At 71.6% G+C, this 26,680-nt stretch carries 23 protein-coding genes; 15 read left to right on the top strand and 8 right to left on the bottom strand.

The genetic code is table 11. The features are described 5' to 3' along the window. The 4 genes from RBH18_RS22465 to RBH18_RS22450 all read left to right on the top strand — a co-directional run. Positions 1 to 801, top strand: an 801-nt coding sequence (locus tag RBH18_RS22465; RefSeq protein ID WP_306210902.1) for a DUF2293 domain-containing protein, incomplete at its 5' end; no start/stop codon positions are given. A 32-nt stretch (positions 802 to 833) separates the two neighbouring features. Next, complete coding sequence (locus RBH18_RS22460; RefSeq protein WP_306210900.1) at positions 834 to 1,370, top strand: PadR family transcriptional regulator; 537 nt, start codon at positions 834 to 836, stop codon at positions 1,368 to 1,370. Beyond that, positions 1,367 to 2,056: an ABC transporter ATP-binding protein gene (locus RBH18_RS22455; RefSeq protein ID WP_306210898.1), complete on the top strand. Its 690-nt coding sequence runs from the start codon at positions 1,367 to 1,369 to the stop codon at positions 2,054 to 2,056. The genes RBH18_RS22460 and RBH18_RS22455 overlap by 4 nt, the downstream gene beginning before the upstream one ends. After that, complete coding sequence (locus tag RBH18_RS22450) at positions 2,053 to 3,474, top strand: FtsX-like permease family protein (protein WP_306210896.1); 1,422 nt, start codon at positions 2,053 to 2,055, stop codon at positions 3,472 to 3,474. The genes RBH18_RS22455 and RBH18_RS22450 overlap by 4 nt, the downstream gene beginning before the upstream one ends. A gap of 37 nt (positions 3,475 to 3,511) precedes the next feature. On the opposite strand, the gene RBH18_RS22445 is transcribed toward RBH18_RS22450, so the two are convergent. Continuing rightward, positions 3,512 to 5,599, bottom strand: a complete 2,088-nt coding sequence (locus RBH18_RS22445) for a S9 family peptidase (RefSeq protein WP_306210894.1) — start codon at positions 5,597 to 5,599, stop codon at positions 3,512 to 3,514. Positions 5,600 to 5,766: 167 nt separating this feature from the next. Here RBH18_RS22445 and RBH18_RS22440 point away from each other — a divergent pair, with 167 nt between their 5' ends. Further along, positions 5,767 to 6,897, top strand: a complete 1,131-nt coding sequence (locus tag RBH18_RS22440; protein ID WP_306210893.1) for an FAD-binding oxidoreductase — start codon at positions 5,767 to 5,769, stop codon at positions 6,895 to 6,897. 243 nt (positions 6,898 to 7,140) lie between these two features. Here RBH18_RS22440 and RBH18_RS22435 read toward each other — a convergent pair whose 3' ends face one another. The 3 genes from RBH18_RS22435 to RBH18_RS22425 are packed head-to-tail and all read right to left on the bottom strand — an operon-like array spanning position 7,141 to position 10,405. Continuing rightward, positions 7,141 to 7,785, bottom strand: coding sequence for a dihydrofolate reductase family protein (locus RBH18_RS22435; protein ID WP_372338963.1), 645 nt, complete (start codon positions 7,783 to 7,785; stop codon positions 7,141 to 7,143). A gap of 8 nt (positions 7,786 to 7,793) precedes the next feature. Continuing rightward, a complete protein-coding gene (locus RBH18_RS22430; protein WP_306210889.1) occupies positions 7,794 to 8,360 on the bottom strand; it encodes a dihydrofolate reductase family protein in 567 nt (188 codons plus the stop codon). Positions 8,361 to 8,392: 32 nt separating this feature from the next. Then, positions 8,393 to 10,405 (bottom strand): SpoIIE family protein phosphatase, encoded by a 2,013-nt coding sequence (locus RBH18_RS22425; RefSeq protein ID WP_306210887.1) that lies wholly within the window; start codon positions 10,403 to 10,405, stop codon positions 8,393 to 8,395. A gap of 179 nt (positions 10,406 to 10,584) precedes the next feature. Between RBH18_RS22425 and RBH18_RS22420 the strand changes: the two genes are divergently transcribed. Both RBH18_RS22420 and RBH18_RS22415 read left to right on the top strand, forming a co-directional pair. Then, positions 10,585 to 14,982, top strand: coding sequence for a hybrid sensor histidine kinase/response regulator (locus RBH18_RS22420; RefSeq protein ID WP_306210884.1), 4,398 nt, complete (start codon positions 10,585 to 10,587; stop codon positions 14,980 to 14,982). A gap of 2 nt (positions 14,983 to 14,984) precedes the next feature. After that, on the top strand, positions 14,985 to 15,533 hold the full coding sequence (locus tag RBH18_RS22415) for a response regulator (protein WP_306210882.1): 549 nt from the start codon (positions 14,985 to 14,987) through the stop codon (positions 15,531 to 15,533). Between the two features lie 70 nt (positions 15,534 to 15,603). Here RBH18_RS22415 and RBH18_RS22410 read toward each other — a convergent pair whose 3' ends face one another. Then, a complete protein-coding gene (locus tag RBH18_RS22410) occupies positions 15,604 to 16,503 on the bottom strand; it encodes a DMT family transporter (protein ID WP_306210880.1) in 900 nt (299 codons plus the stop codon). A 70-nt stretch (positions 16,504 to 16,573) separates the two neighbouring features. On the opposite strand from RBH18_RS22410, the gene RBH18_RS22405 reads away from it, so the two are divergent. Continuing rightward, the gene (locus RBH18_RS22405) at positions 16,574 to 17,482 is read left to right on the top strand and encodes a LysR family transcriptional regulator (protein ID WP_306210878.1); all 909 of its coding nucleotides are present in this window, start codon (positions 16,574 to 16,576) and stop codon (positions 17,480 to 17,482) included. Positions 17,483 to 17,662: 180 nt separating this feature from the next. Here the strand turns inward: RBH18_RS22405 and RBH18_RS22400 are convergent, their stop codons facing one another. Next, positions 17,663 to 17,983: an STAS domain-containing protein gene (locus RBH18_RS22400; RefSeq protein ID WP_306210876.1), complete on the bottom strand. Its 321-nt coding sequence runs from the start codon at positions 17,981 to 17,983 to the stop codon at positions 17,663 to 17,665. A gap of 134 nt (positions 17,984 to 18,117) precedes the next feature. Between RBH18_RS22400 and hemL the strand changes: the two genes are divergently transcribed. From hemL to ccsB, 6 genes are read left to right on the top strand one after another with little or no spacing between them, the layout of a single operon-like run. Then, positions 18,118 to 19,467: a glutamate-1-semialdehyde 2,1-aminomutase gene (hemL, locus tag RBH18_RS22395; RefSeq protein WP_306210874.1), complete on the top strand. Its 1,350-nt coding sequence runs from the start codon at positions 18,118 to 18,120 to the stop codon at positions 19,465 to 19,467. Continuing rightward, entirely contained in the window at positions 19,464 to 20,120 is a 657-nt protein-coding gene (locus RBH18_RS22390) for a histidine phosphatase family protein (RefSeq protein ID WP_306210872.1), read from the top strand. The genes hemL and RBH18_RS22390 overlap by 4 nt, the downstream gene beginning before the upstream one ends. Before the next feature lie 55 nt (positions 20,121 to 20,175). After that, positions 20,176 to 20,742 (top strand): TlpA family protein disulfide reductase, encoded by a 567-nt coding sequence (locus RBH18_RS22385; RefSeq protein WP_372338964.1) that lies wholly within the window; start codon positions 20,176 to 20,178, stop codon positions 20,740 to 20,742. Next, entirely contained in the window at positions 20,742 to 21,512 is a 771-nt protein-coding gene (locus tag RBH18_RS22380; protein WP_306210868.1) for a cytochrome c biogenesis CcdA family protein, read from the top strand. The genes RBH18_RS22385 and RBH18_RS22380 overlap by 1 nt, the downstream gene beginning before the upstream one ends. After that, on the top strand, positions 21,509 to 23,119 hold the full coding sequence (resB, locus tag RBH18_RS22375; protein WP_306210866.1) for a cytochrome c biogenesis protein ResB: 1,611 nt from the start codon (positions 21,509 to 21,511) through the stop codon (positions 23,117 to 23,119). The genes RBH18_RS22380 and resB overlap by 4 nt, the downstream gene beginning before the upstream one ends. Then, on the top strand, positions 23,119 to 24,126 hold the full coding sequence (gene ccsB / locus RBH18_RS22370; protein WP_306210864.1) for a c-type cytochrome biogenesis protein CcsB: 1,008 nt from the start codon (positions 23,119 to 23,121) through the stop codon (positions 24,124 to 24,126). The genes resB and ccsB overlap by 1 nt, the downstream gene beginning before the upstream one ends. A 55-nt stretch (positions 24,127 to 24,181) precedes the next feature. Here the strand turns inward: ccsB and RBH18_RS22365 are convergent, their stop codons facing one another. Next, positions 24,182 to 25,360, bottom strand: a complete 1,179-nt coding sequence (locus RBH18_RS22365; protein WP_306210862.1) for an Ig-like domain-containing protein — start codon at positions 25,358 to 25,360, stop codon at positions 24,182 to 24,184. A gap of 88 nt (positions 25,361 to 25,448) precedes the next feature. Between RBH18_RS22365 and RBH18_RS22360 the strand changes: the two genes are divergently transcribed. Next, complete coding sequence (locus RBH18_RS22360; protein WP_306210861.1) at positions 25,449 to 25,646, top strand: hypothetical protein; 198 nt, start codon at positions 25,449 to 25,451, stop codon at positions 25,644 to 25,646. Between the two features lie 127 nt (positions 25,647 to 25,773). Here RBH18_RS22360 and RBH18_RS22355 read toward each other — a convergent pair whose 3' ends face one another. Next, complete coding sequence (locus tag RBH18_RS22355; RefSeq protein ID WP_306210859.1) at positions 25,774 to 26,631, bottom strand: hypothetical protein; 858 nt, start codon at positions 26,629 to 26,631, stop codon at positions 25,774 to 25,776. Positions 26,632 to 26,680: the final 49 nt, after the last annotated feature.

Below are 26,680 nucleotides of genomic sequence, written 5' to 3'. Positions count from 1 at the left end.
GTCGAGTATCCGGCCGCCACGCGTGACCGTCGCCCACTGCGTTTCACGAAGGCCGGCGACCCGGCGCACGAGCTGGCCTATCGCACGCATTGGATGCTCGCGGAGCTGTCGGAGCAGCAGCGGGATCGGTTGACCGCGCGGCAGAACAAGGCCCCGGATCTGGTGGTGCTGCTGGCGGATCGGGAGTTCACCTGCGCCGGCTGTGGGCGTACGGACGCGGACATGCTGATGATGGAGGCGGGCGAGCGGCTCTGCCTCACCTGCGCGGACTTCGATCATCTGGTGTTTCTGCCCGCGGGGGACGCGGCGCTGACCCGCCGGGCGAAGAAGGCCAGCCGGCTGTCCGCGGTGGTCGTGCGGTTCAACCGGTCGCGCCGGCGGAACGAGCGGCAGGGGCTGCTGGTCGAGCAGGCCGCGATCGAGCAGGCCGAGCGGGAGTGCCTGTCGGACGAGGATGCCCGGGCGCGGCGCCGGGAGCGGGACCGGGAGCGGCGGGAGGTCGCGGATGTGGCCTTCCAGGAGGAGCTGGCCGGGCTCATCGGGCGGCTGTTCCCCGGGTGTCCGCCGGAGCGGGCGGAGGCGATCAGCAGGCACACCGGGGTGCGGGGCAGTGGCCGGGTGGGGCGTAGTGCCGCCGGGCGGGCGCTCGATCCGGACGCGGTGACGCGCGCGGTGGTTGCCTCGGTGCGGCACGAGGACACCGCGTACGACGAGATGTTGATGGCCGGCGTGCCCCGTGACCTGGCGCGGGAGCGGATCCGCGCGGACATCGAGAAGGTGCTGGCCGGCTGGCGTGCTTGACGGTCGCTATTCACTCAGTGAATAGTAGGGGCATGTCCACCTCCCACGTGCTGCTCGGGCTGCTCGCGCACGGCCCGCGGCACGGTTATGACCTCAAGCGGGCGCACGACGACCGGCTGCCGCAGGCCAAGCCGCTGGCGTTCGGGCAGGTCTACGCCACCCTGGGCCGGCTCGAGCGCGACGGGCTGGTCGAGCAGAGCGGGCAGGACCGGGAGGGCGGGCCCGACCGGACGTCCTACGCGCTCACCGACACCGGCCGCGCGCGGCTCGGCGAGTGGCTCGCTTCCGTCGAGCCGCCGGCGCCCTATGTGACCAGCACACTCTTCGCCAAGGTCGTGGTCGGGCTGCTCGCGGCGGGGGTGGAGGCGGCCTCCGGCTATCTGATCGCCCAGCGGGCCGCCCACGCCGCGCGGCTGCGGGAGCTGACCGCCGTCAAGACCGATGCACAGGCGACCGTGGGTGACGTCATCGCCGCGGACTACGCCATCACCCATCTCGACGCGGACCTGCGGTGGATGCAGACCACCCTGCAGCGCGTCGCCGAGCTCAACCGAGAGGTGCACCAATGACCGCCCTGATCAGTGGCACCGCGCTGCACCACGCGTACGGGCCCACCCCCGCCCTGCGCGGCGTCGACATCGAGATCGCGGCGGGCGAGGTCGTCGCCGTCACAGGGCCGAGCGGCTGCGGCAAGTCGACGCTGCTGCACTGCCTCGCCGGGATCCTGCGGGTCGACGCGGGGGAGGTGCGCTACCGGGACCAGGACATCGCGCTGTGGTCGGAGGCGGCGCGGTCGCGGCTGCGGCGTACGGACTTCGGAGTGCTCTTCCAGTTCGGCCAGCTCGTGCCGGAGCTGACCGCCGGGGAGAACGTCGCCCTGCCGCTGCTGCTCGGTGGCGCCCCGCGCAAGCAGGCCCGGGCCACGGCGGAGAGCTGGCTGGGGCGGTTCGGTGTCGCCGATCTCGCGGACAAGCTGCCCGGCACGCTGTCGGGCGGTCAGCAGCAGCGCGTCGCCGTCGCCCGGGCCATGGTGAGTGAGCCGCAGGTGCTCTTCGCCGACGAGCCGACCGGAGCGCTCGACGTGCTCGCCAGGGAACGGGTGCTCACCGAGATCGTCGGAGTGGCACGGGAGCGGGGGATGGCGGTCGTCCTGGTCACGCACGACAGCCAGATCGCCGCGTACGCGGATCGGGAAGTTGCCCTGCGCGACGGTGTGGTGGACGCGAGCGGCCTCGGCCTGCGGATGTCCGCGTGAGGCCCGGCATCCTGGTCCGGCTCGCGCTGGCGGGCACCAGGACCGACCATCTGCGTACGACGCTGACCGCCGCCAGCTCCGCCCTCGCCGCGCTGGCGATGTTCGCGGCGGCCACGGTGCTCACGATCCGCGGCGGCGAGGCCTACGTGGCGCCGGACGGCACCTATCTGCGCACGTCGGGAGCCCAGCGCTACTCCAGTCCGTACCTGCATGAGGCGGGCCTGCGTCCCGGGGTGGCCGCGGTCTTCGTCGTGTTGTCGCTGCTCGTGCTGGTGCTGGCGGGCCAGTGCATCCGGCTCGGCGCCCCGGCCCGGGATCGGCGGCTGGCCGCCATCAGGCTCGCCGGGGCCACGCCGCGGCAGGCCGTGCTCATCGCGAGCGCGGAGACGGTGTCCGCGGCGGTGCTGGGCTCGGTCGCCGGGCTGGGCGTCTACCTGCTGTTGCGGATGCTGCTCGAACGGCGAAACGCCGCGGGGCTCCTGGCGCTGCCCACGGACGTGCTGCCGCCGGCGCTGACCATGATCGGCCTGCTGCTCGTGGTGCCGGCCGTCGCCGGGCTGGCGGGGGCGTTCCTGCTGCGCCGGGTCGTGATCAGTCCGCTCGGCGTCACCCGGCGGACCCGCTCGCGTGGCCCGCTCCCGTGGCCGGGCATCGTGATCGGCGCCGGGCTCCTCTTCTTCCAGATGCCCGGCTGGGTGGGCCTCACCATCGGCGGCAAGCCCTTCGTCGCTCTGCTGGTCATCGGGGCCCTGCTGTGCGTGATCGGCGTGGTGCTCGGGGCCGGCTGGATCACGTACGCGACCGGGCAAATGCTGCGGCGCTTCGGCGGGCGACCGGCGATGCTGCTGGCCGGCAAGCGGCTGATCGCCGATCCGTGGAGTGGGAGCCGGACCTTCGCGGCGCTGCTCGCATCGGTCGTCGTCGGCGCGGCCGCGCTGGGAGTGCGGGCGGGGTTCGTGGCCATGTTCGACGCGCGGTCGCCGCTCGAGGGCGGTCCGGCCGCCGACGAGGGGTTCTACACCGGCGGGGTCGACCTGTTCCTGATCGCGGTGGCCATCGGAGTGGTGATCTCCGCGGTGGGCACGCTGATCGCGCTGGCCGAGGGAATCGTGGCGCGGCGGCGGGCGTATGCCACGCTGACCGCGGTGGGCGTACCGGCGAAGACGCTCGCCGAGGCGGTGCTGTGGCAGGTGCTCGCGCCGCTCGTGCCCGCGTTGCTGGTGGCGATGGTCACCGGCTTCGCCGCCTCGGAGTTCTTCAACAAGGGCGGAAGCCTGGCGGAGGGTGACGTCGACGTTCCGCTGGGGGCACTGAGCCTGCTCGGCGGCGGGACTCTGCTCATGATGCTGGTCGCCGCCGGGACAGGGCTGCTCGTGCTGCGCTCGAGCACCGACCTCGACGAGCTGCGCGCGGGGTGATGCCGTGGCCCGGCCACGGGGGCCGGGCCACGGGCAGTCAGGCCAGGCCGACCCGGTCGAGGGTCCAGGCGATCACGAACGCCTCTTCCTTCCACGAGTCGTAGCGCCCGCTCGGGCCGCCGTGCCCGGCGCCCATCTCGGTCTTGAGCAGGTAGGACCCGTCGGGCGCCGTGGCGCGCAGCCGGGCGATCCACTTGGCCGGCTCGTGGTAGAGCACGCGCGTGTCGTTCAGGCTGGTCACGGCGAGGATGGCGGGGTAGTTCAGCTTGGCGACGTTCTCGTACGGGCTGTAGGACTTCATGTACGAGTACACGTCCGCGCTCTCCAGCGGATTGCCCCACTCCTCCCACTCCGTCACCGTCAGCGGCAGCGACGGGTCGAGGATCGAGGTGAGCGGGTCCACGAAGGGCACCTGCGCCACGATGCCGGCGAACGCGTCCGGGGCGATGTTGGCGACCGCGCCCATGAGCAGGCCGCCGGCCGAGCCGCCGCGCGCCACGATCTTGTCGGCGCTGGTCCACTTCTTGCTGACCAGGCTGCGGGCGCACGCCACGAAGTCGGTGAACGTGTTCTTCTTCGTGAGCATCTTGCCGCTCTCGTACCACCGGCGGCCCATCTCGCCGCCGCCCCGGACGTGCGCGATGGCGAAGACCATGCCGCGGTCCAGGAGCGACAGGCGGGCGATCGAGAAGTACGGGTCGACGCTGTGCTCGTACGAGCCGTAGCCGTACAGGAGCAGGGGTGCCTTGCCGTCGCGCGGCGTGCCCTTGCGCGCGACGATCGAGATCGGCACGCGGGTCCCGTCGTCGCCGATGCCCCACTCGCGGAACTGCTCGTAGTCGCCCGGGTCGTAGCCGCCCAGCACCGGCTTCTGCTTGCGGAGCACCATCGCGTTGGTGATGAGGTCGACGTCGTAGACCGAGTCGGGCGTCACCAGCGACGTGTACGCGATCCGCACCAGGTTGGTGTCGTACTCCGGGTTGCCGGCCAGCCCCACGCTGTAGATCGGCTCGGGGAACTCGAGGTCGTAGCTGTCGGTGCTGCCGTCGGCGATCACGCGCAGCCCGGTCAGGCCGTCGCGGCGCAGCGAGATGACGAGGTGGCGCTGGAAGGCGTCGACGCCCTCGAGGCGGGTGCCCGGGGTGTGCGGGATCAGCTCCACCCAGTCGCCGGGGTTGTCGGCCGACGTGTAGGCGAGCGCGAAGTCCTCGGCGTTCTCGTTGTGCAGGACGAGGAAGCGGTGTCCGTGGTGCTCGATCGAGTATTCGACGCCCTGGACGCGCTCCCGGATCACCGCGGGCTCCGCCGTGGGATTGTCCGCCGCGATGACGCGTACCTCGGAAGTGATCTTGCTGTTGGCGTCGATCACGATGAACTTCTCGCTGCGGGTGAGCTCGACGCCCACCCAGAAGCGCTCGTCGCTCTCCTCATAGACCAGCACGTCGTCCGCCGCCGGCCTGCCGACGGTGTGGCGCCAGACACGGTACGGCCGCCAGGCCTCGTCCACCGTGATGTAGAACAACTCCGAGCCGTCCGCCGACCACGCGCTGCCGTAGAACGTGTCGGTCACCTCGTCGGCGAGCGTCTCGCCGCTGGTCAGGTCCTTGATCTTCAGGGTGAAGCGCTCGTCGCCGGCGAAGTCCACCGAGTACGCCAGCCGCGTCCCGTCCGCCGTCAGGTCGAACGTCCCCAGCGCGAAGAACTCCTTGCCCTCGGCCAGCTCGTTGCCGTCGAGCAGCACCTCCTCGCCGGGCAGCGGGGCGCCGTCGCCGGTCGCCGGCGGGTCCACGTCGTCCGGCCCGGCCGCGACCCGGCACTGGATGCCGTACTGCTTGCCCTCGACCGTGCGGGTGTAATACCAGAAGCCGCCCTTGCGCTGCGGGACGGAGAGGTCGGTCTCCTGCGTGCGCCCCTTGATCTCCTCGAAGATCGTCGTGCGCAGCTGCTCGAGGTGGGCGGTGGCCTGCTCGGTGTACGCGTTCTCCGCCTCGAGATAGGCGATGGTCTCCGGATTCTCCTTCTGGGCGAGCCAGGAGAACTCGTCCGTGACGGTGTCGCCGTGGAAGGTGCGGTCGGCGGGAACCTGGCGGACCGCGGGCGGGGTCGTGGGCATGTCGGTCGTCACGTTGCCCCACGTTACCGGGCGGTCAGGAGTCGTGGCGTGCCGTCCGCCGGACGGGTCTCCCCGGTCGATTCGAACATGTGTACGATATGCCAGAGTGGACGATCTCGGGTGGAGGGGCGGGAGGGTGAATGGACTCGACGCGGCCTGGCTTGCCGGCGCGTGAGCCGTTGCTCCGTGCGCTGATCGACATCTGCGGTCCCGATTTCGCCCGGCCCGCGCGGGCCACCGACCACGTGGCGGGCCGGCTGGCCAGCTTCGTCGCGGCGCCGGCCACCACGCGTGCCGTCGTCCGGGTGATGGGCCTCGCCGCCGAGCGTGGCCTGGCCGTCTTCCCCCGCGGCTCGGGCTCCAAGCTGGACTGGGGTGTGCCCCCGCGCGGCGTCGACCTGCTGCTCGACACCGGCCGCCTCGACGGCATCTGGCACCACGACGTGGCCGCCGGCACCGCGGAGATCGGCGCCGGCACCCCGCTCAAGGCGGTCCGGGCCGCGCTCGCCCTGCGGGGGCAGCGTCTCGCCGTGGACCCGCCGTCGCCGACCGCCACCCTCGGCGGCATGCTCGCCCGCAACGAGTCCGGCCCGTTGCGCTACCGGTTCGGCACGCCGGCCGCCCAGATCCTCGCCGTCAGCTATGTGACACGCGACGGCGACCAGGCCGAGTCCGACGGCGAGGAGGGCCGCCCGGGCATCGCCGAGATCGACGGCGTCCTGCTCTCGGCCACCGTGCGCCTGCATCCGCTCCCGGAGGCCCGGCGCTGGGTGACCGTCCCGGTCCCGGCCGCCCGCGACGTGCCGGCCCTGGTCGGCGAGGTGCAGGCGCTCGGCGTGCGGCCCAGCGCGATCGAGCTCGACCTGCCCACCCCGGTCTCCCGCCCGCCCGGCACCCTCGCCGTGCTGGTCGAGGGCGACGCCGCGGCCGCCACGCAGCGCGCCGAGCAGGTGGCGAAGGCGCTGGGTGACGGCGCCGCGGTGTCGCCGACGGCCCCGCCGTGGTGGGGGCGCTATCCGTTCCACGAGGGCGACGTCGCCCTGCGCGTGACGGCCCCCCTCGAGGCGCTCCAGGCCGCCGTCTATGCCCTGAGCGACGCCACCGGCATCCCCGTCCCGGTCCGCGGCGGCGTGGTCCGCGGCGTCCTGCACGCCATGCTGCCGGGCACGATGACCCCGCGCCGGGTGGAGGGCGTCCTCGACGCCGTGCGTGGCGTGCTGCTGGCGCGCGACGGGCGTTGCGTCGCCCTCTATGCGCCGCCGGCGGTCAGCTCCCAGATCGACATGGCCCGCGTGGAGGACCTCTTCTGAGGGCTTCGCCCAGTAATGGCACAGCTACCTGGGCCCTGCGCCAGCTCATCCGTGCGCTCGCGGTGCTCTTCCCGGCGCGGCGCCTGCCCCGAGCGGACGCTGCTCTGCGTCGGCGGACGGCTCCCGTGCCGGCGAAGGGTGGCGCGCTGACCCGCCGGGCTGCCTCTTCGGACGTCCGCGTCCGGCCCGCGAAGAGGCCGCCCGGCCGGCGAGCCCGCGCCCGGCCGAGGTGACGCCGGGCCGTCAGCTGGTGGTGGAGGGGGCCAGCGGGATGACGGCGTGGCTCAGGACGTCGGCGGCCAGGTGGCGGCCCAGCTTGGCCATGTTGCCGACCGCGTAGGACAGGTAGGCGAACTGGCCGATCTGCGCCACGTTGGTGAGGGCGAGCTGCTCCCCGGAGAGCCGGCGCGGCAGCAGCGGCTTGCCGGCGCCGAGCATGACCGGGGCGACGGCCAGCACGATCTCGTCGAGCAGGCCCGCGTCGGTGAACTCGGCGACCAGGTCACCGCCGCCGGCGAGCCACACGTTGCGGCCCTGGGCGGCGACCATCATGGCCTCGTGGACGCGGCGGACGTCGCCGCTGACCATGAAGATGTTGGCGTCCGGCACCAGGGGCAGGTCGCGGTGGGTGAAGACCCAGCACGGCACGTCGCCGTACATCTCGTGCCAGTTCTCCGGCTCGTCCAGCACGTTGTCGTTGCGCAGGACCCACTCGTACGTGGCGGCGCCCATCGCGAACGCGCCGACGTTGGAGAAGAAGGCGCCGAACGGGTTGTCGATGCCCTCCTCGACCTCGAAGAGCCAGTCGAGCGATTCGTCCGCATCGGCCGTGAATCCGTCGATGCTGGTCGCCGTGTAGTACTGAGTCATCGCCACGACAAACACCATGCCAGAGGTCAGGACACCGCATATCGCAGATAAGCGAATTGTCCGACCTGCTGCATGCTGCTCAGCCGCAACCGGGCCGACGTCAGCCGCCGGGGAAGCAGCGGCGCGCCCGCCCCGAGCGTCACCGGGGCGACGCCGAGGATCAGCTCGTCGAGCAGTCCCGCGTCGGCGAAGGCGCCGGCCAGCTCGCCGCCGCCGACCACCCACAGATTCTTCCCGCCGGCCGCGGCCGTCATCGCCTCGTGCACCGGCCGCACGTCGCCCCGCACGAACGTGATCGCCGCGCCGGGGATGCGGGGCAGCTCTCGGTGGGTGAAGACCCAGCTCGGGGTGTCGCCGTAGTAGGTCTGCCACTTACCCGGGTCGTCGAGCAGCTTCTCGTGCCCGAGCACCCACTCGTAGGTCGTCGCGCCCATCGCGAACGCCCCGACCTGCGCGAAGAAGGCGCCGAACGGGTTCTCCCCGGAGCGCTCGCCGTCGCCGTCCGCCTCGAAGAGCCAGTCGAGCGAATTGTCCGCATCCGCGATGTACCCGTCGATGCTGGTCGCCGTGTAGTACTGCGTCACCGGAGCCATGCCACCACCCTCCCAGAGGGGTGCGACAAAACTCAGCCGTCGTTGCGCAGCACCAGGATCGCGATGTCGTCCCGCGGCTCCTCGACCGAGAAGTTGATCGTGGTCGAGCGCAGCCGGGCCGCCATCACGTCCGCCGGATAGCCGGCCAGCGGCTCCGCGGCCTGCTTGAGCCGGGCGGTGCCGAAGAGCTCCCGCCCGCGCCGCCGCTCGGTGACGCCGTCGGTGTAGAAGATCAGCGAGTCGCCCGCCCGCAGCGTCACCGCGGCGTCGGGGGAGGCGATGGTCTCCAGCAGGCCCAGCGCCGTGCCGCCCTCGCCGACGAAGGACGTGCGGCCGTCCGCGCGGACCAGGACGGCCCGGTCGTGCCCGGCCAGGTGCAGGCAGACCCGCAGGTCGTCGCCGTCGCGGGTGACCGAGGCCATGGCCAGCGTGCAGTAGCGCCCGCCGCCGCGCTGGACGAGCGTGCGGTTGACCCGGCAGAGGATCTCGGTCATCGGCTTGCCGTCGTCGACCAGGATGCGGATCACGTCGCGGACCAGGCCCGTCACGGTCGCCGCCTGGACGCCCTTGCCCGAGACGTCGCCGACGACCACCACCCAGCCCTCCTCGGCCGGGACGACGTCGTAGAAGTCGCCGCCGACCTCGGAGCCGGTCGGGACATATTCCGCGGCGAAGCCCACGCCGTCCACGTGCGGGAGGGCCGGGGGCAGGAGCGAGGCCTGCAGCGTGCGGGCGACCTTGCGCCGCTCGTCGTGGATGCGCGCGTTGTCGATCGCCAGCGCCGCGCGCCGGGCCACGTCCTCCAGCACCGCGACCTCGTCGGCGTCGTGCCGGTGCCTGGGGTGGCGGCCGACCGCGAGCGTGCCGAGGCGCTGGCCCCGGGCCACGAGCGGCACCGCGAAGCCCTCGGACGGGGTGCCGAACATGACCTGCTGGCCGAGCCGGGACGCCTCCTCGAGCCGGGACAGGATCGAGTCGGGGCCGGTCTCGGACAGCGTGCCGTGCAGCTGGGAGATGGCCGCCTCGTCCGCGTGGGTCGCCGCCGCGAGCTGCAGCCGCCCCCAGGCGTCCGTGGTGTGCACCGCGCACCACTGGCCCAGGCGCGGCACCACGAGCTGCGGGATCAGCGCCATCGTGAGGTTGACGTCGAGGCTCTGCGCGAGGAGCTCGCTCGCCTCGGCGAGGAAGGTCAGCCAGGTCTGGCGGCGCAGGTCGGCGCGGCGCAGGCGGTCGTTTTCCAGGTGCAGCGAGAGCCGCTCGGCGACGATAATGGCGAGGGGCAGCGCGTATCCGTCCGGCGAGGCGTCGAGCTCGAGCTCCCCCGCGTACGGCCGGTGCACCGCGAGCGGCACCTTGATGGTGGCCGCGTCGTCGCGCGGGGCCCGCCCGTGCCGGGCCAGCACCATGCGGCCGGAGCCGTCGCCGCGGTCGAGCCGCACCACCGCCCCGCTGGCCCCGGAGAGCCGGGCGAGCCGCACGAGCAGCTCGGTGGCGAAGTCGGCGAGGCCCTCGTCGGTGGTGCGCGACGGGTCGACCTCGAGCAGCGCGGTCAGCTCGCCCACGCTGGGTGTCGGCTCGCCCTCGGTGACTGGCAGCGCGGCGGAGACCGGCGTCGCCGAGCGGTGCTCGAGCCGGAACCAGACTCCCTTGCCGGTGCCCTCGTGGACGGTGCCCCACCGGCTCGCGAAGTGGTCGACCAGCAGCAGGCCGCGCCCGCGCTCGGCGACCTCGCCGATGTCCGATTTCTCGTTGCGGGGGCCGACGGCCAGCTCCTCGACCGGGCCGGGCGCGAAGTCGGTGACCGTGACGGTGAGCCCGGTCTCGTCCGCGGCGACCTCGATGTCCAGCTCCGTGCCGGCGTGCACGACGGCGTTGGTGGACAGCTCGGTGGTCAGCAGCAGCGCCTCGTTGACCAGCGGCTCGAGGCCCGCCTCCTCCAGCACCGAGCGCACCAGCGCGCGCGCCGCGGCGGGCGTGCGCCGATCGTTGGGCAGGCGCACCCGCCGCACATGGGCGTTCGTCGTGGGACCCACCTCCACCGGCACGCTTGCATCCTCTCCTGTCGGCGCCCATCTGCACAAAGCCATGTTCCGCAATGCCCCGGCCGGGCGAGCCTGTCCGGGCGCGGAGCAGTTGTCCACAGGACGCGGCCGGATCTCGCAATGACCCGGCCGGGCGAGGGATGATGGGACGCCCCGACCCGTCGGACCTGAGTGAGGAAAGCATGACTGCGGCCAAGGAGGTCGGCGTCGGCATGACCGACGAGACGGCCCTGCTCGGCGAGGTGGCCGACGCGCTGCGACGGGTTCGTCGCGGCGATCTCAAGGTACGCCTGGCCCGGCGCGGCGGGACGTTCGGCGAGCTCGTCGACGCGTTCAACGAGGTCGTCTCGCTGCAGGAGCGGCAGAATCTCGACGTCCGCCGGATCAGCCGCACCGTGGGACGCGAAGGCCGGCTGACCGACCGGCTCGACGAGGAGGGTCTCGACGGAGCGTGGGCGGACACCGTGCGCTCGGTGAACAGCCTGATCGACGACCTGGCCCGGCCGACCACCGAGATCTCCCGGGTGATCGTCGCCGTGGCCGACGGCGACCTGTCGCAGCACATGGCCCTCGAGATGGACGGGCGACCCCTCCGGGGTGAATTCCTCCGCATCGGCCGCACGGTGAACACGATGGTGGATCAGCTGTCGTCGTTCGCCGACGAGGTGACCCGGGTGGCCCGCGAGGTGGGCACCGAGGGCGAGCTGGGCGGCCAGGCCGACGTGCGGGGCGTCGCCGGCACGTGGAAGGACCTCACCGACTCCGTCAACACGATGGCCTCCAACCTGACCCACCAGGTGCGGTCGATCTCCCAGGTGGCGACGGCGATCTCCCGGGGCGACCTCTCGCAGAAGATCACCGTTTCGGCCCGCGGCGAGGTCGCCGAGCTGGCCGACACGATGAACGGCGTGACCGACACGCTGCGGCTCTTCGCCGAGCAGGTGACCCGGGTGGCCCGCGAGGTGGGCACCGAGGGCAAGCTGGGCGGCCAGGCCGAGGTGCCCAACGTGGCGGGCACCTGGAAGGACCTCACCGACTCGGTGAACTCCATGGCGTCCAACCTGACCAGCCAGGTCCGCAACATCGCGCAGGTCTCCACGGCCGTGGCCAAGGGCGACCTGTCGCAGAAGATCACGGTGGCGGCCCAGGGCGAGATCCTGGAGCTCAAGGACACGGTCAACACGATGGTCGACCAGCTGTCGTCGTTCGCCGACGAGGTGACCCGCGTGGCCCGCGAGGTGGGCACCGAGGGCAAGCTCGGCGGCCAGGCGCAGGTCCGTGGCGTCTCCGGGACGTGGCGCGACCTCACCGAGAATGTGAACCAGCTCGCCGCCAACCTCACCGACCAGGTCCGCAACATCTCCCAGGTGTCCACGGCCGTGGCCAAGGGCGACCTGTCGCAGAAGATCACGGTCGACGCCCGCGGCGAGATCGCCCAGCTCAAGAACACGATGAACACGATGGTGGACCAGCTGTCGTCGTTCGCCGACGAGGTCACGCGCGTGGCCCGCGAGGTCGGCTCCGAGGGCAAGCTGGGCGGCCAGGCCGAGGTCAAGGGCGTCTCGGGCACCTGGCGCGACCTCACCGACAACGTGAACTACATGGCGTCCAACCTGACCAGCCAGGTCCGCAACATCGCCTCGGTCACGACCGCCGTGGCGAAGGGCGACCTGTCGCAGAAGATCACGGTCGACGCCCGGGGCGAGATCCTGGAGCTGAAGTCCACGGTCAACACGATGGTGGACCAGCTGTCGTCGTTCGCCGACGAGGTGACCCGCGTGGCCCGCGAGGTGGGCACCGAGGGCAAGCTCGGCGGCCAGGCGCAGGTGCGCGGCGTGGCCGGCACCTGGCGCGACCTGACCGACAACGTCAACTCGATGGCGTCCAACCTGACGGCCCAGGTGCGCAACATCGCGCAGGTGTCGACGGCCGTCGCCCGCGGTGACCTGTCGCAGAAGATCACGGTCGACGCGCAGGGCGAGATCCTCGAGCTGAAGATGACCGTGAACACGATGGTGGACCAGCTGTCCTCGTTCGCCGACGAGGTCACGCGCGTGGCCCGCGAGGTGGGCTCGGAGGGCAAGCTGGGCGGTCAGGCGCAGGTGCAGGGCGTGGCCGGCACGTGGCGGGACCTGACCGACAACGTCAACTCGATGGCGTCCAACCTGACCGCGCAGGTGCGCAACATCGCCTCGGTGACCACCGCCGTGGCGAAGGGCGACATGTCGCAGAAGATCACGGTCGACGCCCGGGGCGAGATCCTGGAGCTCAAGGACACGGTCAACACGATGGTGGACCAGCTGTCGTCGTTCGCCGACGAGGTCACGCGCGTGGCCCGCGAGGTCGGCATCGAGGGCAAGCTGGGCGGCCAGGCCGAGGTCAAGGGCGTGGCCGGCACCTGGCGCGACCTCACCGACAACGTCAACCAGCTCGCGTCCACGCTGACCACCCAGCTGCGCGCGATCGCCGAGGTGTCCACGGCGGTGGCCCGCGGCGACCTGACCCAGAGCGTCGCCGTCGTGGCGCAGGGCGAGGTCGCCGAGCTGAAGGACAACATCAACCAGATGATCGTGGCGCTGCGCGAGACCACGAAGGCCAACGCCGAGCAGGGCTGGCTCGACTCCAACCTGGCCCGCATCGGCGGCCTGCTGCAGGGCCAGCGGGACCTCGGCGAGGTCTGCCGCATGATCATGACCGAGGTGACCCCGCTGGTCGACGCGCAGCTCGGCGCGTTCTTCCTGATGGACAACGAGGAAGCGGTGATGCGCCTGCGGCTCGCCGCCTCCTACGGCTACGTCGCCCGCAACCACGAGGTCACGTTCGGCCCCGGCGAGGGGCTGGTCGGGCAGGCCGCGGTCTCCCGGCGGACCATCCGTGTCCGGGCCACGCACGACGGCGTGCTGACCATGCGCTCGGGCCTGATGTCCATGCCGCCGAACGACCTCGTCGTGCTGCCGGTGCTCTTCGAGGGCGAGATGCTCGGCGTGATCGAGTTCGCCTCGGTGGCCGTGTTCTCGGGGCTGCACCTGACGTTCCTGGAGCGGCTGGTCGCCACGATCGGGATCGCCCTCAACACCATCCAGGCCAACCGGCGTACGGAGGAGCTGCTCACGCAGTCGCAGCGGCTGGCCCGCGAGATGCAGGACCAGTCCAACGAGCTGCAGCGCACCAACGCGGAGCTGGAGGACAAGGCGCAGCTGCTCAGCGAGCAGAAGGGCAACATCGAGACGAAGAACAGGGAGATCGAGCTCGCCCGGCTCGGCCTCGAGGAGAAGGCGCAGCAGCTCTCCCGGGCCTCGGCGTACAAGACGGAGTTCCTGGCCAACATGAGCCACGAGCTGCGCACCCCGCTGAACTCCCTGCTGCTCCTGGCCCGGCTGCTCGCCGACAACAGCGACCGCAACCTCACCAGCAAGCAGATCGAGTTCGCCCGGACGATCCACAGCGCCGGCTCCGACCTGCTGTCGCTGATCGACGACATCCTCGACCTCAGCAAGATCGAGGCGGGGCGCATGGACGTCGAGCCCGACCAGGTCGACTTCGATGGCGTGCGCAGCTATGTCGAGCAGGCGTTCGTCCCGCAGGCGCAGGAGAAGGGCCTGGAGTTCCGGGTCGAGATCGCGCCGGAGCTGCCCGAGTCGATCGTCACCGACGAGCAGCGCCTCCAGCAGATCCTGCGCAACCTGCTGTCCAACGCGGTCAAGTTCACCGACCACGGCTCGGTGACGCTGAGCATCTACCCGGCGCCGGCCGGCACGGACTTCGACACGCCGTCGCTGTCCGCGGCCGACCAGGTCGTGGCGTTCTCGGTCACCGACACCGGCATCGGCATCTCCGACGAGAAGCTCAGCCTCATCTTCGAGGCGTTCCAGCAGGCCGACGGCACCACCAGCCGCAAGTACGGCGGCACCGGCCTGGGGCTGTCGATCAGCCGGGAGTTCGCGGCGCTGCTCGGCGGCACGATCGTGGTGGAGTCCCGGCCGGGCGAGGGCTCGACGTTCACCCTCTACATGCCGGACGTCCCGGTGCCGGACGCGATCCCGGTGCCGAGCCTGCCGCACCTGCCGGAGCAGAGCCCGGCGACCCCGCGCCGCCAGCCGCTCGCCTCGCTCGACATGCCCCTGATCACGGCGCCGCAGCCGGAGCCCGAGCCGCACCCGATCACCCCGGCGAGCCGGCAGCTGGACGGCGCCACGGTGCTCATCGTGGACGACGACGTGCGCAACGTCTTCGCCCTGACCAGCGCCCTGGAGATGCACGGGCTCAACGTGCTCTACTCGGACAACGGGGTGGAGGGCGTCCGCCTGCTGGCCGAGCACCCCGAGGTGGACATCGTGCTGATGGACGCGATGATGCCCGACCAGGACGGCTACGAGACCACGCGCGGGATTCGCCGCAATCAGCGCTTCCAGGATCTCCCGGTAGTGTTCCTGACTGCCAAGGCGATGCCCGGCGACCGCGAGTCGGCGCTGGCGGCGGGGGCGAGCGACTACATCACCAAGCCCGTCGACCTGGACCAGCTGATCGAGATCATGGCCCGCTGGGTGAACGCCACCGAGGACGTCCGGGACGGAGAGTGACCGTGGCTGAGCGAGCCAAGGCCCTGCTGGTCGACGATCGCCGCGACAATCTGCTCGCGCTGGAGGCGATCCTGCAGGGCCTGCCCGTGCAGTGCGTCGCGGTCGAGAGCGGGGAGGCGGCGCTCAAGCAGCTGCTGGTCGACGACTTCGCCGTGATCCTGCTGGACGCGCAGATGCCGAACATGGACGGGTTCGAGACGGCCGGGCACATCAAGCGCCGCGAGCGCACCCGCCACGTCCCGATCCTGTTCCTGACCGCGGCGGACCGGGACGCCCAGCTCGCCCTGCGCGGCTATGCCGTGGGCGCGGTCGACTACCTGACCAAGCCCTTCGACCCGTGGGTGCTGCGCGCCAAGGTCTCCGTCTTCGTCGAGCTCTGGACCAAGAACCAGCAGCTCAAGGCGCAGAGCGAGGCCAACCGCGAGCGCGACGCCCAGTGGCAGCGGCTGACCGACCTGGTCGACGAGGCCACCCGCACCCTCCGCGCCGGCGGCTCCGCGGCGGCCGCCGAGGCGCTCGAGACCCTCGAGAAGGCGCGCTGGGGCGTCTGACACTGCTCGACCGGACCCGGGCGGTGTGGGCCCGGGCTCCTTGGCCGGGCCGTCGCGGGGGATCGCCCGGTTACTCGGCTTTCGCGAGCTCGGCCGGCAGCTCAGCTTCCGCTGGTGACGGCGTCGCCGGGCGGGTGGAGAGCCAGCAGCCCGCCGCGACGAGGGCGAAGCCGGCGATCGTGCTGACGCCCCAGTGCTCGTCGAGCAGCAGCACGCCCAGCAGGACGGCGACGACCGGGTTGAGGTAGGTGACGAGGCCGGCCTTGGTGGCCCCGGCGTGCCCGATCAGCTGGTAGAAGGCGAGCAGGGCGACCGCCGTGCAGAAGACGCCGAGCACGGCGAGCGCCGTCCAGGACCGGCCGGACACCGGGCTCGTGGGCAGGGCGAAGAGGGCGAAGGGGGCCAGCGCCACCGCGCTGATCGAGGTGGTCGCCGCGGTCAGGGCCTCGGCCGGGACGGTGGCGAGGCGGCGCTGCACGAGCATGGTGGCCACCGCGTAGCTCAAGGCCGCGACCAGGACCATCGCCGCCCCGAGCAGGCCCCAGCGGTCGCCGGAGATGTCGAGCCCGACCAGCACGGCGACCCCCGCGAAGCCCAGGAGCAGGCCGGTCGTCCGGCCCCGGGTGAGAGGCTCGGCGCGGGCCATGAGGAGGGCGATGACGGCGGGCTCGATGGCGATCAGCAGGCCGGTGAGCGAGGAGCTGATGTGCGTTTCCCCGTACGTGATCAGCGTGAACGGAATCAGGATGTGCACCACCGACAGGGCCAGCACCGGCCGGGCGTGTCCCCGCAGCGCGGCCAGGCTCCCGCGCAGCGCCGCCACCGGCAGCAGGACGAGCGCGCCGACGGCGATGCGGCCGGCCACGACGACGATCGGGGACAGGTCCTCGAGGGCGATCTTGATCAGGAAGTACGGGATGCCCCACAGGACCGAGACGAGGAGGAAGAGCAGCCAGGCACGTCGATTCACACCCCCAGCCTCACCGGTTACCGTGGTAAGCGGTAGTGATTACTTGCTGATGCCGTGTTAAGGACAGCTGATGATCGACGTGCGCCGCCTCGCCGTGCTCCGCGAAGTCGCCCGCCACGGCAGCTTCAACCGTGCCGCCGCCATCCTGCGCATCACGCCGTCGGCGGTGTCCCAGCAGATCAGCGCCCTGGAGCGGACGGTCGGCACGCCCGTGGTGCGCCGCAGCACCCGGGGCGTCGAGCTCACGGAGGCGGGCCGGGTGCTGGCGGAGGCGAGTGACGCCATCTCGGGCGAGCTGGCGTACGCGCAGAGCCTCATCGACCGCCTCGCCGGCGACCAGCAGCCGACCCTGACCGTGGCCACCTTCACCAGTGGCGGGCAGCGGCTGTTGCCGGCCGCCCTGACCCGCTTCACGGCGGAGCACCCCGGCGTCGAGCTGACCGTGCTGGAGAACGAGCCCGGGGACAGCCTGCCGCTGGTCCGCGAGGGAGCGGCCGACCTGGCGCTGGTCTACCACTTCGACACCCCGCGGATGGCGGTGCCGGCCAGCCTGTCCTGGGCGCCGCTGCTGGACGACCCGATGTGGATCGTGCTGCCGGCCGGGCATCCGCTGGCCGGCCGGGAGTCGCTGACGATCGCCGACCTGGCCGGCGAGCGCTGGGTGCACGGCTGCCTGATCATCGACGACATCCTGGGTCACTACGCGGCGGCGGCGGGCTTCGAGCCGCGGGTCGCCTGCCGTGGCACCGATTACGTCTTCGCCCAGTCACTGGTCCGCGCCGGGGTGGGCATCAGCATGATCCCCCGGATCGCACTGAGCGGAGAACCGGGCGGCCTGGCCATGGTGCCCCTGGAACAGCCGCGCCCAACCCGCTACGTCGGCATCGTCACCCCCCGCCACGCCCGCGCCAACCCCCTCGCAAACGCCCTGGTCCAAGCGCTGCACGAAACGGTCGCCGCCCTACCCATCGCCGCCTGAGATACCGTCGCAAACGTGCCCCCTCAACCCAGGCCCGCCAGGGCCGGGCCCACGACGCACTGCGCCCGTCGATGACTTGGCCACCGAAAACTGGCGAAGCGCTCTTCCTTCGCCAGTTTTCGGTGGCCAAGTCATCGGCTCTCAGGGGCGCAGTGCCCGCCGAGCCGAAGGCGAGGCCATCTATACAGTGATCATCAGGGCGCTGCGGAGGCCTGTGATGTCCAGCACCCGCATCAGGAAGTCGCCGACGTTGGCGAGCGACAGCACCGCCCGCGCGTGCTGGGCCTTGCGGCTCAGGACGACCAGGGTGCCCAGCCCCTGGGAGTCGCAGAAGGTGACGCCGGCCATGTCGAGGACGATGCGGCCCGGCGGGTCCGCGAGCGTCTCGTTGACCATCGCCGACAGCTTCGCCACGGTGAGCACGTCAATCTCCCCGGCGAGGTGGAACACGACCTCGTCGGGAGCACTATCAACCGTGATGGACAGCTCCGGTCGCTCCACCCCGTCACCCTATCGCGAGCAGCGTGATCCGGCCTGTCGGGCGCGATCGGGACAGCCGTTGCGCGCGGAGGCCAAGGTGACTTCCGCAACCCGGGGCGGGGCTGGCAGGACGCCCTCAGGCCCGCGCTGACAGAATGGATGTCGCTGTGACCACCTCATACCACGCCGAGGGCAGTCCGTACCCGGACGAGGCCCCGGTCTCCCAGGCCCTGTTCGACCGCGCCCAGGCCATCGTGCCCGGCGGGGTCAATTCACCCGTGCGAGCGTTCCGTGCGGTCGGCGGGACGCCCCGGTTCATGGCGCGCGGCGCCGGGCCGTGGCTCTTCGACGCCGACGGCCGCCGCTATGTCGACCTGGTCTGCTCGTGGGGGCCGCTGATCCACGGCCACGCCCACCCGGAGATCGTGGCCGCGATCCAGTCCGCCGCGGCGCACGGGACCAGCTTCGGCACCCCGACCGCGGGGGAGGTCGACCTGGCCGAGGAGATCGTCCGGCGCACCCCGGTGGAGCAGGTGCGGCTGGTCAACTCGGGCACCGAGGCGACGATGACCGCGATCCGGCTGGCCCGGGGTTACACCGGCCGGTCCAAGATCGTGAAGTTCGCCGGCTGCTATCACGGGCACGTCGACGCGCTGCTCGCCGCGGCCGGCTCCGGCGTGGCCACGCTCGGGCTGCCCGACTCGCCCGGCGTGACCGGCGCGGCGGCGAGCGAGACGATCGTGCTGCCCTACAACGACCCGGCGGCGGTCGAGGCCGTCTTCGCCGAGCAGGGCGCCGACATCGCCGCGATCATCACCGAGGCCGCCGCCGGCAACATGGGCGTGGTGGCCCCCCGCGACGGCTTCAACCAGCGGCTGGCCGAGATCGCCCACCGGCACGGCGCGCTGCTCATCGTCGACGAGGTCATGACCGGCTTCCGGGTGTCCGCGGGCGGCTGGGCGGGGCTCGAGCCGGTCGACGCCGACCTGTTCACCTACGGCAAGGTCATGGGCGGCGGGCTGCCCGCGGCGGCGTTCGGCGGCCGCGCGGAGATCATGTCCCGGCTCGCGCCGGCCGGCCCGGTCTACCAGGCGGGCACGCTCTCCGGCAATCCGCTGGCGTGCGCGGCCGGGCTGGCCAGCCTGCGTCTGGCGGACGACGCGGTCTACAAGCGGCTCGACGAGCTGTCGGCGACCGTCGCCGCGCTCGCCTCCGACGCGCTGACCGACGCCGGCGTCCCGCACCGGCTCTCCTTCGCGGGCAACATGTTCTCGATCTTCTTCACGCCGGACGACGTCGTCGACTACGACACGGCGAAGACGCAGGACGGCGCGGCGTTCAAGGCCTTCTTCCACGAGATGCTGCGCCGCGGCGTCTACCTGCCGCCGAGCGCCTTCGAGTCCTGGTTCGTGTCGACCGCCCTGGACGACGCGGCGCTGGAAACCATCGGTGCGGCGCTGCCGGCAGCGGCGCGCGCCGCCGCGGCAGCGGGGGACAAGGCATGACCGAGCAGACCACGACCACCGTGCACGTGCTGCGGCACGGCGAGGTGCACAACCCGGCCAAGATCCTGTACGGCCGGCTGCCCGACTTCCACCTCTCCGAGCTCGGCCGGCAGATGGCGAAGGCGGCCTCGGAGTGGCTGGCCGACCGCGACATCACCCACGTCGTCGCGAGCCCGCTGGAGCGCGCCCAGGAGACGGCCGAACCGTTCGCCGCGCACTTCAAGCTCGAGACGGCGACGGACACCCGGCTCATCGAGTCCGCGAACTTCTTCGAGGGCAAGAAGGTGGCCGTCGGCGACGGGGCGTTCGGCAACCCGCGCAACTGGTGGGTGCTGCGCGACCCGATCACGCCCAGCTGGGGCGAGCCCTACCTGCAGATCGCGCAGCGGATGTTCGAGGCGATCCAGGCGGCCCGGGTCGCCGCGGAGGGCCACGAGGCGGTCTGCGTCTCGCACCAGCTGCCGATCTGGACCCTGCGGCGCTACGTCGAGCGCAAGCGGCTCTGGCACGATCCGCGGCGGCGGCAGTGCGGTCTGGCCAGCCTGACCTCGTTCCGCTTCGAGGGGGCGAAGGTGGTCGGCATCGACTACGCGGAGCCCGCGGCGGCCCTGGTCGCGATGTCGCCCGGCGCCCGGACAGCCAAGGGGGCGTGACCGAGTGCACCGAGCGCAGCGAGGGCCAGGAGGGCACGCCAACAGCCGGCACAGTCTGACGATGCGCCGGCTCGCCGCTGTTGTGCTCACCGCCGCCGTCGCGGCCGGTGCCCTGGCGGGCTGCGGCAGCTCGAGCTGGGCGTCGAAGTGCACCACGAGCAAGGACGACGTGGTCGAGTGCACGCCGGAGCAGCGCCCGGAGGCCCGGGAGGTCACCGGCGAGCAGCTCGACGGCGGCACCTACGACGTGGCGGACGACCGCGGCAAGGTCGTCGTCGTCAACTTCTGGGGCTCGTGGTGCAACCCGTGCCGGGCCGAGGCGGACGACCTGGAGAACACGTACCAGGCGACCAAGGCCAAGAACGTCGCCTTCATCGGCGTCAACGTGCGCGACGACCGGGACTCCGCCAAGCGGTTCGAGCAGGCCTTCCAGGTCAGCTATCCGAGCATCTACGACCCGAGCAGCGCCGTGGCGCTCAAGTTCGACGTCACGCAGACCACCACGCCGGCCACGCTGATCCTCGACCGGGAGGGCCGGATCGCGGCCGCCATCCGCCGGTCGACCACGATCGCCGAGCTGCAGCCGCTGGTCGAGCGGATAGCCGCGGAGGCGAACGGCTGATGGGAGACACCTTCGCCGACGTCGCCGGCAGCGGCCCGCTGCTGCTGGCGGTGCTGGTGGCCGCGGTCGCCGGGCTGGTGAGCTTCCTGTCGCCGTGCATCCTCCCGCTCGTGCCCGGCTATCTGTCCTACGTGACCGGGCTGGCCGGCTCCGACCTGGACGACCGGGAGCGCGAGACCGGCACCCGGGTCAAGGGCCGGATCCTGGCCGGGACCAGCCTCTTCGTGCTGGGCTTCGCGATCGTCTTCACGCTGACCACCACGCTGGTCGCGAACGTCGGCAAGGTGCTGCTGACGCACAAGGAGACCCTCGACATCGTCCTGGGCGTCCTGATCATCGTCCTCGGCCTCGCCTTCCTCGGGGTCATCCCGGGGCTGCAGCGCGAGGTCCGGATCCACAAGCTGCCGAACGCCGGGCTCATCGGTGCGCCGATCTTCGGGGCGATCTTCGCGCTGTCCTGGATGCCGTGCGTCGGGCCGACGCTCGGGGCGGTGCTGGGCCTGGCCACGCGCGCCGGGCAGACCGACCGCGCGGTGGTGCTCGCCCTGGCGTACAGCCTGGGGCTCGGGGTGCCGTTCGTGCTGTTCGGCCTCTTCTTCCGGCGGCTGCTCGGCGTCTTCAAGGCGATCCGGCGCAACAGCCGCTGGGTGACCCGGATCGGCGGCGCGCTGCTCATCCTGGTCGGGATCGCCCTGGTCACCGGCGGCTGGAACAGCTTCCTCATCTGGCTGCTGACGACCTTCAACTTCGACTCGGGGACGCTGCTGTGACGGCCGTCGACGAACGCCCCGCCCCGGCCGTGGCGCCTCCGCCGCGCCGGCCCAACCGGCTGCTGACCCTGCTGCGCAACTCGTGGCGCCAGCTGACCAGCATGCGTACGGCCCTCGTCCTGCTCTTCCTCTGGGCGGTGGCCGCGATCCCGGGCTCGGTGTGGCCGCAACGCCCGGTGAGCCCGGAGCGGGTCACCCAGTACTTCCAGGAGCATCCGGACCTCGCCCCGAAGCTCGACAGCCTCGGCGCCTTCGACGTCTACTCGTCGGCCTGGTTCGCGGCGATCTACCTGCTGCTCTTCACGTCGCTCGTCGGCTGCGTGGCGCCGCGGCTGCGGGACCACATCCGGGCGCTGCGGACCGTGCCGCCGGACGCCCCGCGCCGGATGGACCGCCTGCCGCAGCACGCGGAGGCCGAGGAGCACGCCGACGCTCCCGCCGAGGCGGCACAGGCCGCGGCCAAGGCCCTGCGCGCCGAGCGCTTCCGCACGAAGGTCCGCGAGCACGCCGACGGCAGCTGGACGGTCTCCGCGGAGAAGGGCTTCCTCAAGGAGACCGGCAACCTGCTCTTCCACGCCGCCATGCTCACCGTGCTGCTCGGCGTCGGCTTCGGCTACTGGTACGGCTGGCACGGCAACCGGATCCTCGTCGAGGGCCGGGACGAGGCCTTCTGCAACAGCGTCACGCAGTACGACGAGTCCTCGCTCGGGCCCCGCGTCCAGCCCTCCGACCTGCCGTTCTTCTGCCTGCGCCTGAACGACTTCGCGGCGACCTACCAGGACAGCGGGCAGGCGAAGTCCTTCGCGGCGAAGGTGGAGCTGCAGACGAAGCAGGACGGCCCGTGGGAGCCGGAGGAGTTCTCGGTCAACAGCCCGCTGCGCCTGTCGCAGGGCAACATCTACCCGCTCGGCCACGGCTACGCGATGGTGCTGCGCTACACCGACCGCTACGGCGCGTCGCAGACCAAGGTGGTGCCGTTCCTGCCCCGCGACGGGATGTTCACCAGCGAGGGCGTGGCGCAGTTCCCGGACGTGAACATCGACCCGAAGACGAACAAGCGGGACGTGAAGCTGCAGGTCGGCTTCGAGGGCGTGTTCCTGCCCACGGTCGACCCCGACGGCGGCGCCACCTCGATCTTCCCGGCGGAGAACGACCCGGTGCTGTTCCTCACGGCCTATCGGGGCGACCTCGGCGTCGAGGTGGGGCTGCCGCAGTCGGTCTACTCGCTCAACCAGGGGCAGATCGACAACGGGCAGCTCAAGAAGATCAGCGGCGACCGCCCGCAGCGGCTCACCCCGGGGCAGACGATGACCCTGGACGACGGGACGAAGCTCGAGTTCGTGGGCACCCGGGAGTTCGCGACGATCGCGGTCCGCTACGACCCCGCACAGCCGTACGTGCTGGGCGGTGCGGTCGTGGGTCTGCTCGGCCTGATGCTCTCGCTGTCGGGGCATCGGCGCAGGATGTGGTTCCGGATCAGGCCGCGCGGGGAGTCCGGTAGTTTGGTGGAGGCCGGTGGCCTGCCGCGCTCCGACTACCCGGGCTTCACGGACGAGTTCGGACGACTGGTGGGGGCCGCGCGCGGCCCGGAGGAAGGGACGCCCTGATGGCGGAGTTGTCCAACCAGCTGATGGGCATCACGGTGCTCGCGTACCTGCTGGCCATGGTGTTCTATGCGGCGGAGTACGCGTTCGGGGCCCGCAGCCACATCGGGCGGGCAGCGTCCCGTCCCGCCCGGCAGCTCGTCGGCGCGGGCGCCCCGGCCGACGACGCGCCCATCGCGCCCTACGAGCCGGAGGCCGAGCCGGCCGGGGACGAGCCGGTCGCCGAGGCGCCGGGGCGGGACCGCGGCGAGCTGGTCGGCAAGATCGCCGTCGGGCTCACCTGGCTGGCGTTCGTGCTGCACCTGGGCACGACGGTCACCCGCGGCATCGCGGCCGACCGCATGCCCTGGGGCAACATGTACGAGTACATCCTCACGGTCGGCCTGGTCGGCTCGGCGGTGTGGCTCGGTGTGCTGACCCGCTGGCCCGGCATCCGCCACCTCGGCCTCTTCGCCACGCTCGCGCTGACCGTGCTGCTCGGCGCCGACGGGCTGATCGCCTACACGCCGGTCGGGCCGCTGGTGCCCGCGCTGAACTCGTACTGGTTCATCATCCACGTCTCCTCGATCATCCTGGCCAGCGGCATCCTGCTGATCGGCGGCGTTCCGGCGGCGATGTTCCTCATCCGCACCGGCTACGACCAGGGCAAGCGCCGCTTCCCCTACTCGCTGGGCGCCAAGGTGCCGGCCGCGGCCTCGCTCGAGCGGCTCACCTTCCGGCTGCACGCCTTCGGCTTCCCGCTCTTCACCTTCGGCGCCCTCATCGCCGGTCCCCTGTGGGCCGAGGCGTCCTGGGGCCGCTACTGGGGCTGGGACCCCAAGGAGGTCTGGGCCTTCATCTCCTTCGTCGTCTACGCCGCCTACCTGCACGCCCGGGCCACCCCGAGCGTCAAGCGCACGACGGCGACGTGGATCGCCCTGCTCGGCTTCGTGACGATGCTGATGAACCTCTTCGGCGTCAACCTGTTCTTCACGGGCCTGCACTCGTACGCCAACGCCGGCGGCATGTGACAGCTCCGCACTGCCAAGGGCGCCTCTTCCTGGGAAGGGGCGCCCTTGTGGTTTCTCAGCGGTGCCAGGTGCGGACGGGCGTGTACTTCACGTTGCCCGCTCTGTCATAGGCGCGCAGCCGGACCTTGAAGGTCTTCTTCTGCTTCGCCGTGTTGAGCGTGAACGCGTAGCCGGACTGGTAGTCGCGCGCGACCACCTTGCCGTTGACCAGCAGCTCCACGCGGCTGACCCCGTACGTGTCGGCGGCCTTGGCCTTGATGGTGACCTTGCCCTTCACCTTGGCCTTGTTTCCGGGTGCCTTGGTGATCGACAGCGAGGGAGCCTTGGTGTCGAGGGTGACCGTCCGCGCGATCTGCCGCGTCTGGCCGAACCAGTCCTTGGCCCGCACAGTGAACGTGTACTTGCCGTTCTTGCCGGCCGGGTTCCACGCCAGCCGCATGGTCGCGTCCTTGCCCGCGGCGGTCTTGCGGACGGCGACGCTCTTGCCGTTGGCCAGCAGCTCGATGGTGGCGTCACTCCAGTCGAAGGTCTGCACGTCGAACGAGACCGGGCCACGGGCATACGCGGCCGGCGCCTTCGACACGTTCACGTACGGCGCCGACTGGTCGACCCTCAGCTCGCGGTAGTACTGAACCTCGTTGCCGGCCCTGTCGCGCACGTTGACCCGCAGGAAGAGGTCCGCCATGTCGATGCTCTTGCCGGTGTCCACCCGCACTACCCAGGGGCCGGCCTTGGCCGGGTAGTAGGAGGACTGGCGGCCGATGTCGATGGAGTAGACGTTGGTGGGGTCGTGGGCGCCGGTGACGGTGACCGGCACATTGCCGTGGACGTTGCCGTTGTGCTCGGCGACAGCGAAGGTGGCCGTGGGTTTGGTGTTGTCGACGACGTATCCGCCGGAGCGCTCGCCGACGTTGCCGACCGCGTCATAGGCGCGCACGGTCAGGGTGACCGGGCCGTCCGGAACGGTTTTGGTGTCCCACCACTGCCACGTCGTGCCCTGGCCGACGGCGGCTCCGACGAGCACGCCGTCGGCCAGAAGCTCGGTCCTGGTCACGCCGATGTCGTCGGACACGACCGTGGTCGCGATGACGTCTGCCCGCAGATAGGTGTCCGGCAGGCCCAGCAGGCTCACGACGGGGGCCTGGGTGTCAGAGTCGGCGGCGTGGGCCGCCTGGGGGATGCCGACCGCGAGGGCGGTCGTGGTGATTGCGGCGACGATACCGCGCATTCTCATGCGCGGATCCTAGATCGACTCATGTTGCCGTTGGCCACCCCGGAGACGTCGGCGGCATGGCCGGCGGCTGGGTGGGTAGGCCAGGCGTATGAGCACGGACGCGAATGAGAGCGGCGGCCACCACCCCGATGCGGGCAGCAGCACCGATCAGGATGTGACGGGGTACGAGGAGACGGGCACGTTCACGACGGACGAGGCGCCGACAGGGGACACTCCGGCGCACGGGAGCAGCAACGAGGTCTTCAACGCCGCGGGCGGTAACAAGGTGGGGCCCGAGGAGGAGTAGCGGTCTCCCCGCACGGACGTAGTCCCGGAGGGCTTCGCGGTCTGGACGCGCCAGCGGCCAGCGGAGACCGCAGGGACCCTCGGCGTGAGCGACGGTCTGTACGCCCCACCCAGCTGCGACATCTGCCTCAGTAGTTCGGGCAGTCGCCCGCGTCCCACGTGTCGTAGAGAGTGCGCCAGTTGAGGCAGAAGCCGCCGCTGCGCTGCTTCGACGCGTCCGCGGTGAGCGTGCCCACGTCCTGGCGCCAGAAGCGGTAGGGCCCGCCGCCCGCCGCCCGCAGCTGCACGTTGTCGACCGTGACGGTCGGGACCAGGACGTGCGCGGGGCGCGACGGGTCGACGTGGACCTCGACGTACTGCTCGACGTAGGCGCTCTGGCCGACCGGGAGGCGCTGCGCGGTCAGCAGGTTCCAGCGGTTGTTCCACCACAGCCACGCCTGCCAGACGTTGTCCGCGTCGGTGTGCAGGTCGAGCCAGACCCGGTCGCCGGCGCGCAGCTGGTACTGTTCGTAGAACTGCCAGGTCTTGGTGTTGGTGTTGAACGTGTAGATGTGCTGGCGGCCCTGCCCGGCCCAGCCGGTCTCGGCCCACCCGGCCTCCAGCCACGAGATGCTGCCGCCGCCCAGGTCGCGCTTGACCATGAAGCGGCCGGCGACGAAGTCGTAGGTGTTGGGGCGGACCGCGCCGTCGACGACCTCGATGCGGCCGGAGACGCCGCCCCACTCGCCGGCTGTGCCCGCGCCCAGGTGGTGGTAGCCGCTCGGGGTGTAGTGGGTGCGCACCTGGTCGAGCCGCATGCCGGACTCCAGGACGCGGCCGGTGGCCCGGCAGGCCTTCGCCGCCTTCATGCTGGGCCGGCTGGTGGGTGCCTTCGTCGAGGCGTGGCCCTTGCCGCAGGCCGGCAGCTCCTTCGGCCGTGACTGGGCCGGCACGGCGGCCCCCAGCGCGGCGACCAGGCCCGCGAGGGCGAACAGCCGGAACCTCAAGAAGCCTCCCTCATCACACTTCTTTGGTGCAACGGAAGCCGTGATCCAC

The organism is Actinoplanes oryzae, from assembly GCF_030757795.1.
In the GTDB taxonomy this organism is placed as follows: domain Bacteria; phylum Actinomycetota; class Actinomycetes; order Mycobacteriales; family Micromonosporaceae; genus Actinoplanes.
Note: the sequence above shows the minus strand (reverse complement) of the source record. Positions and strands in the feature narration are given on the sequence as shown.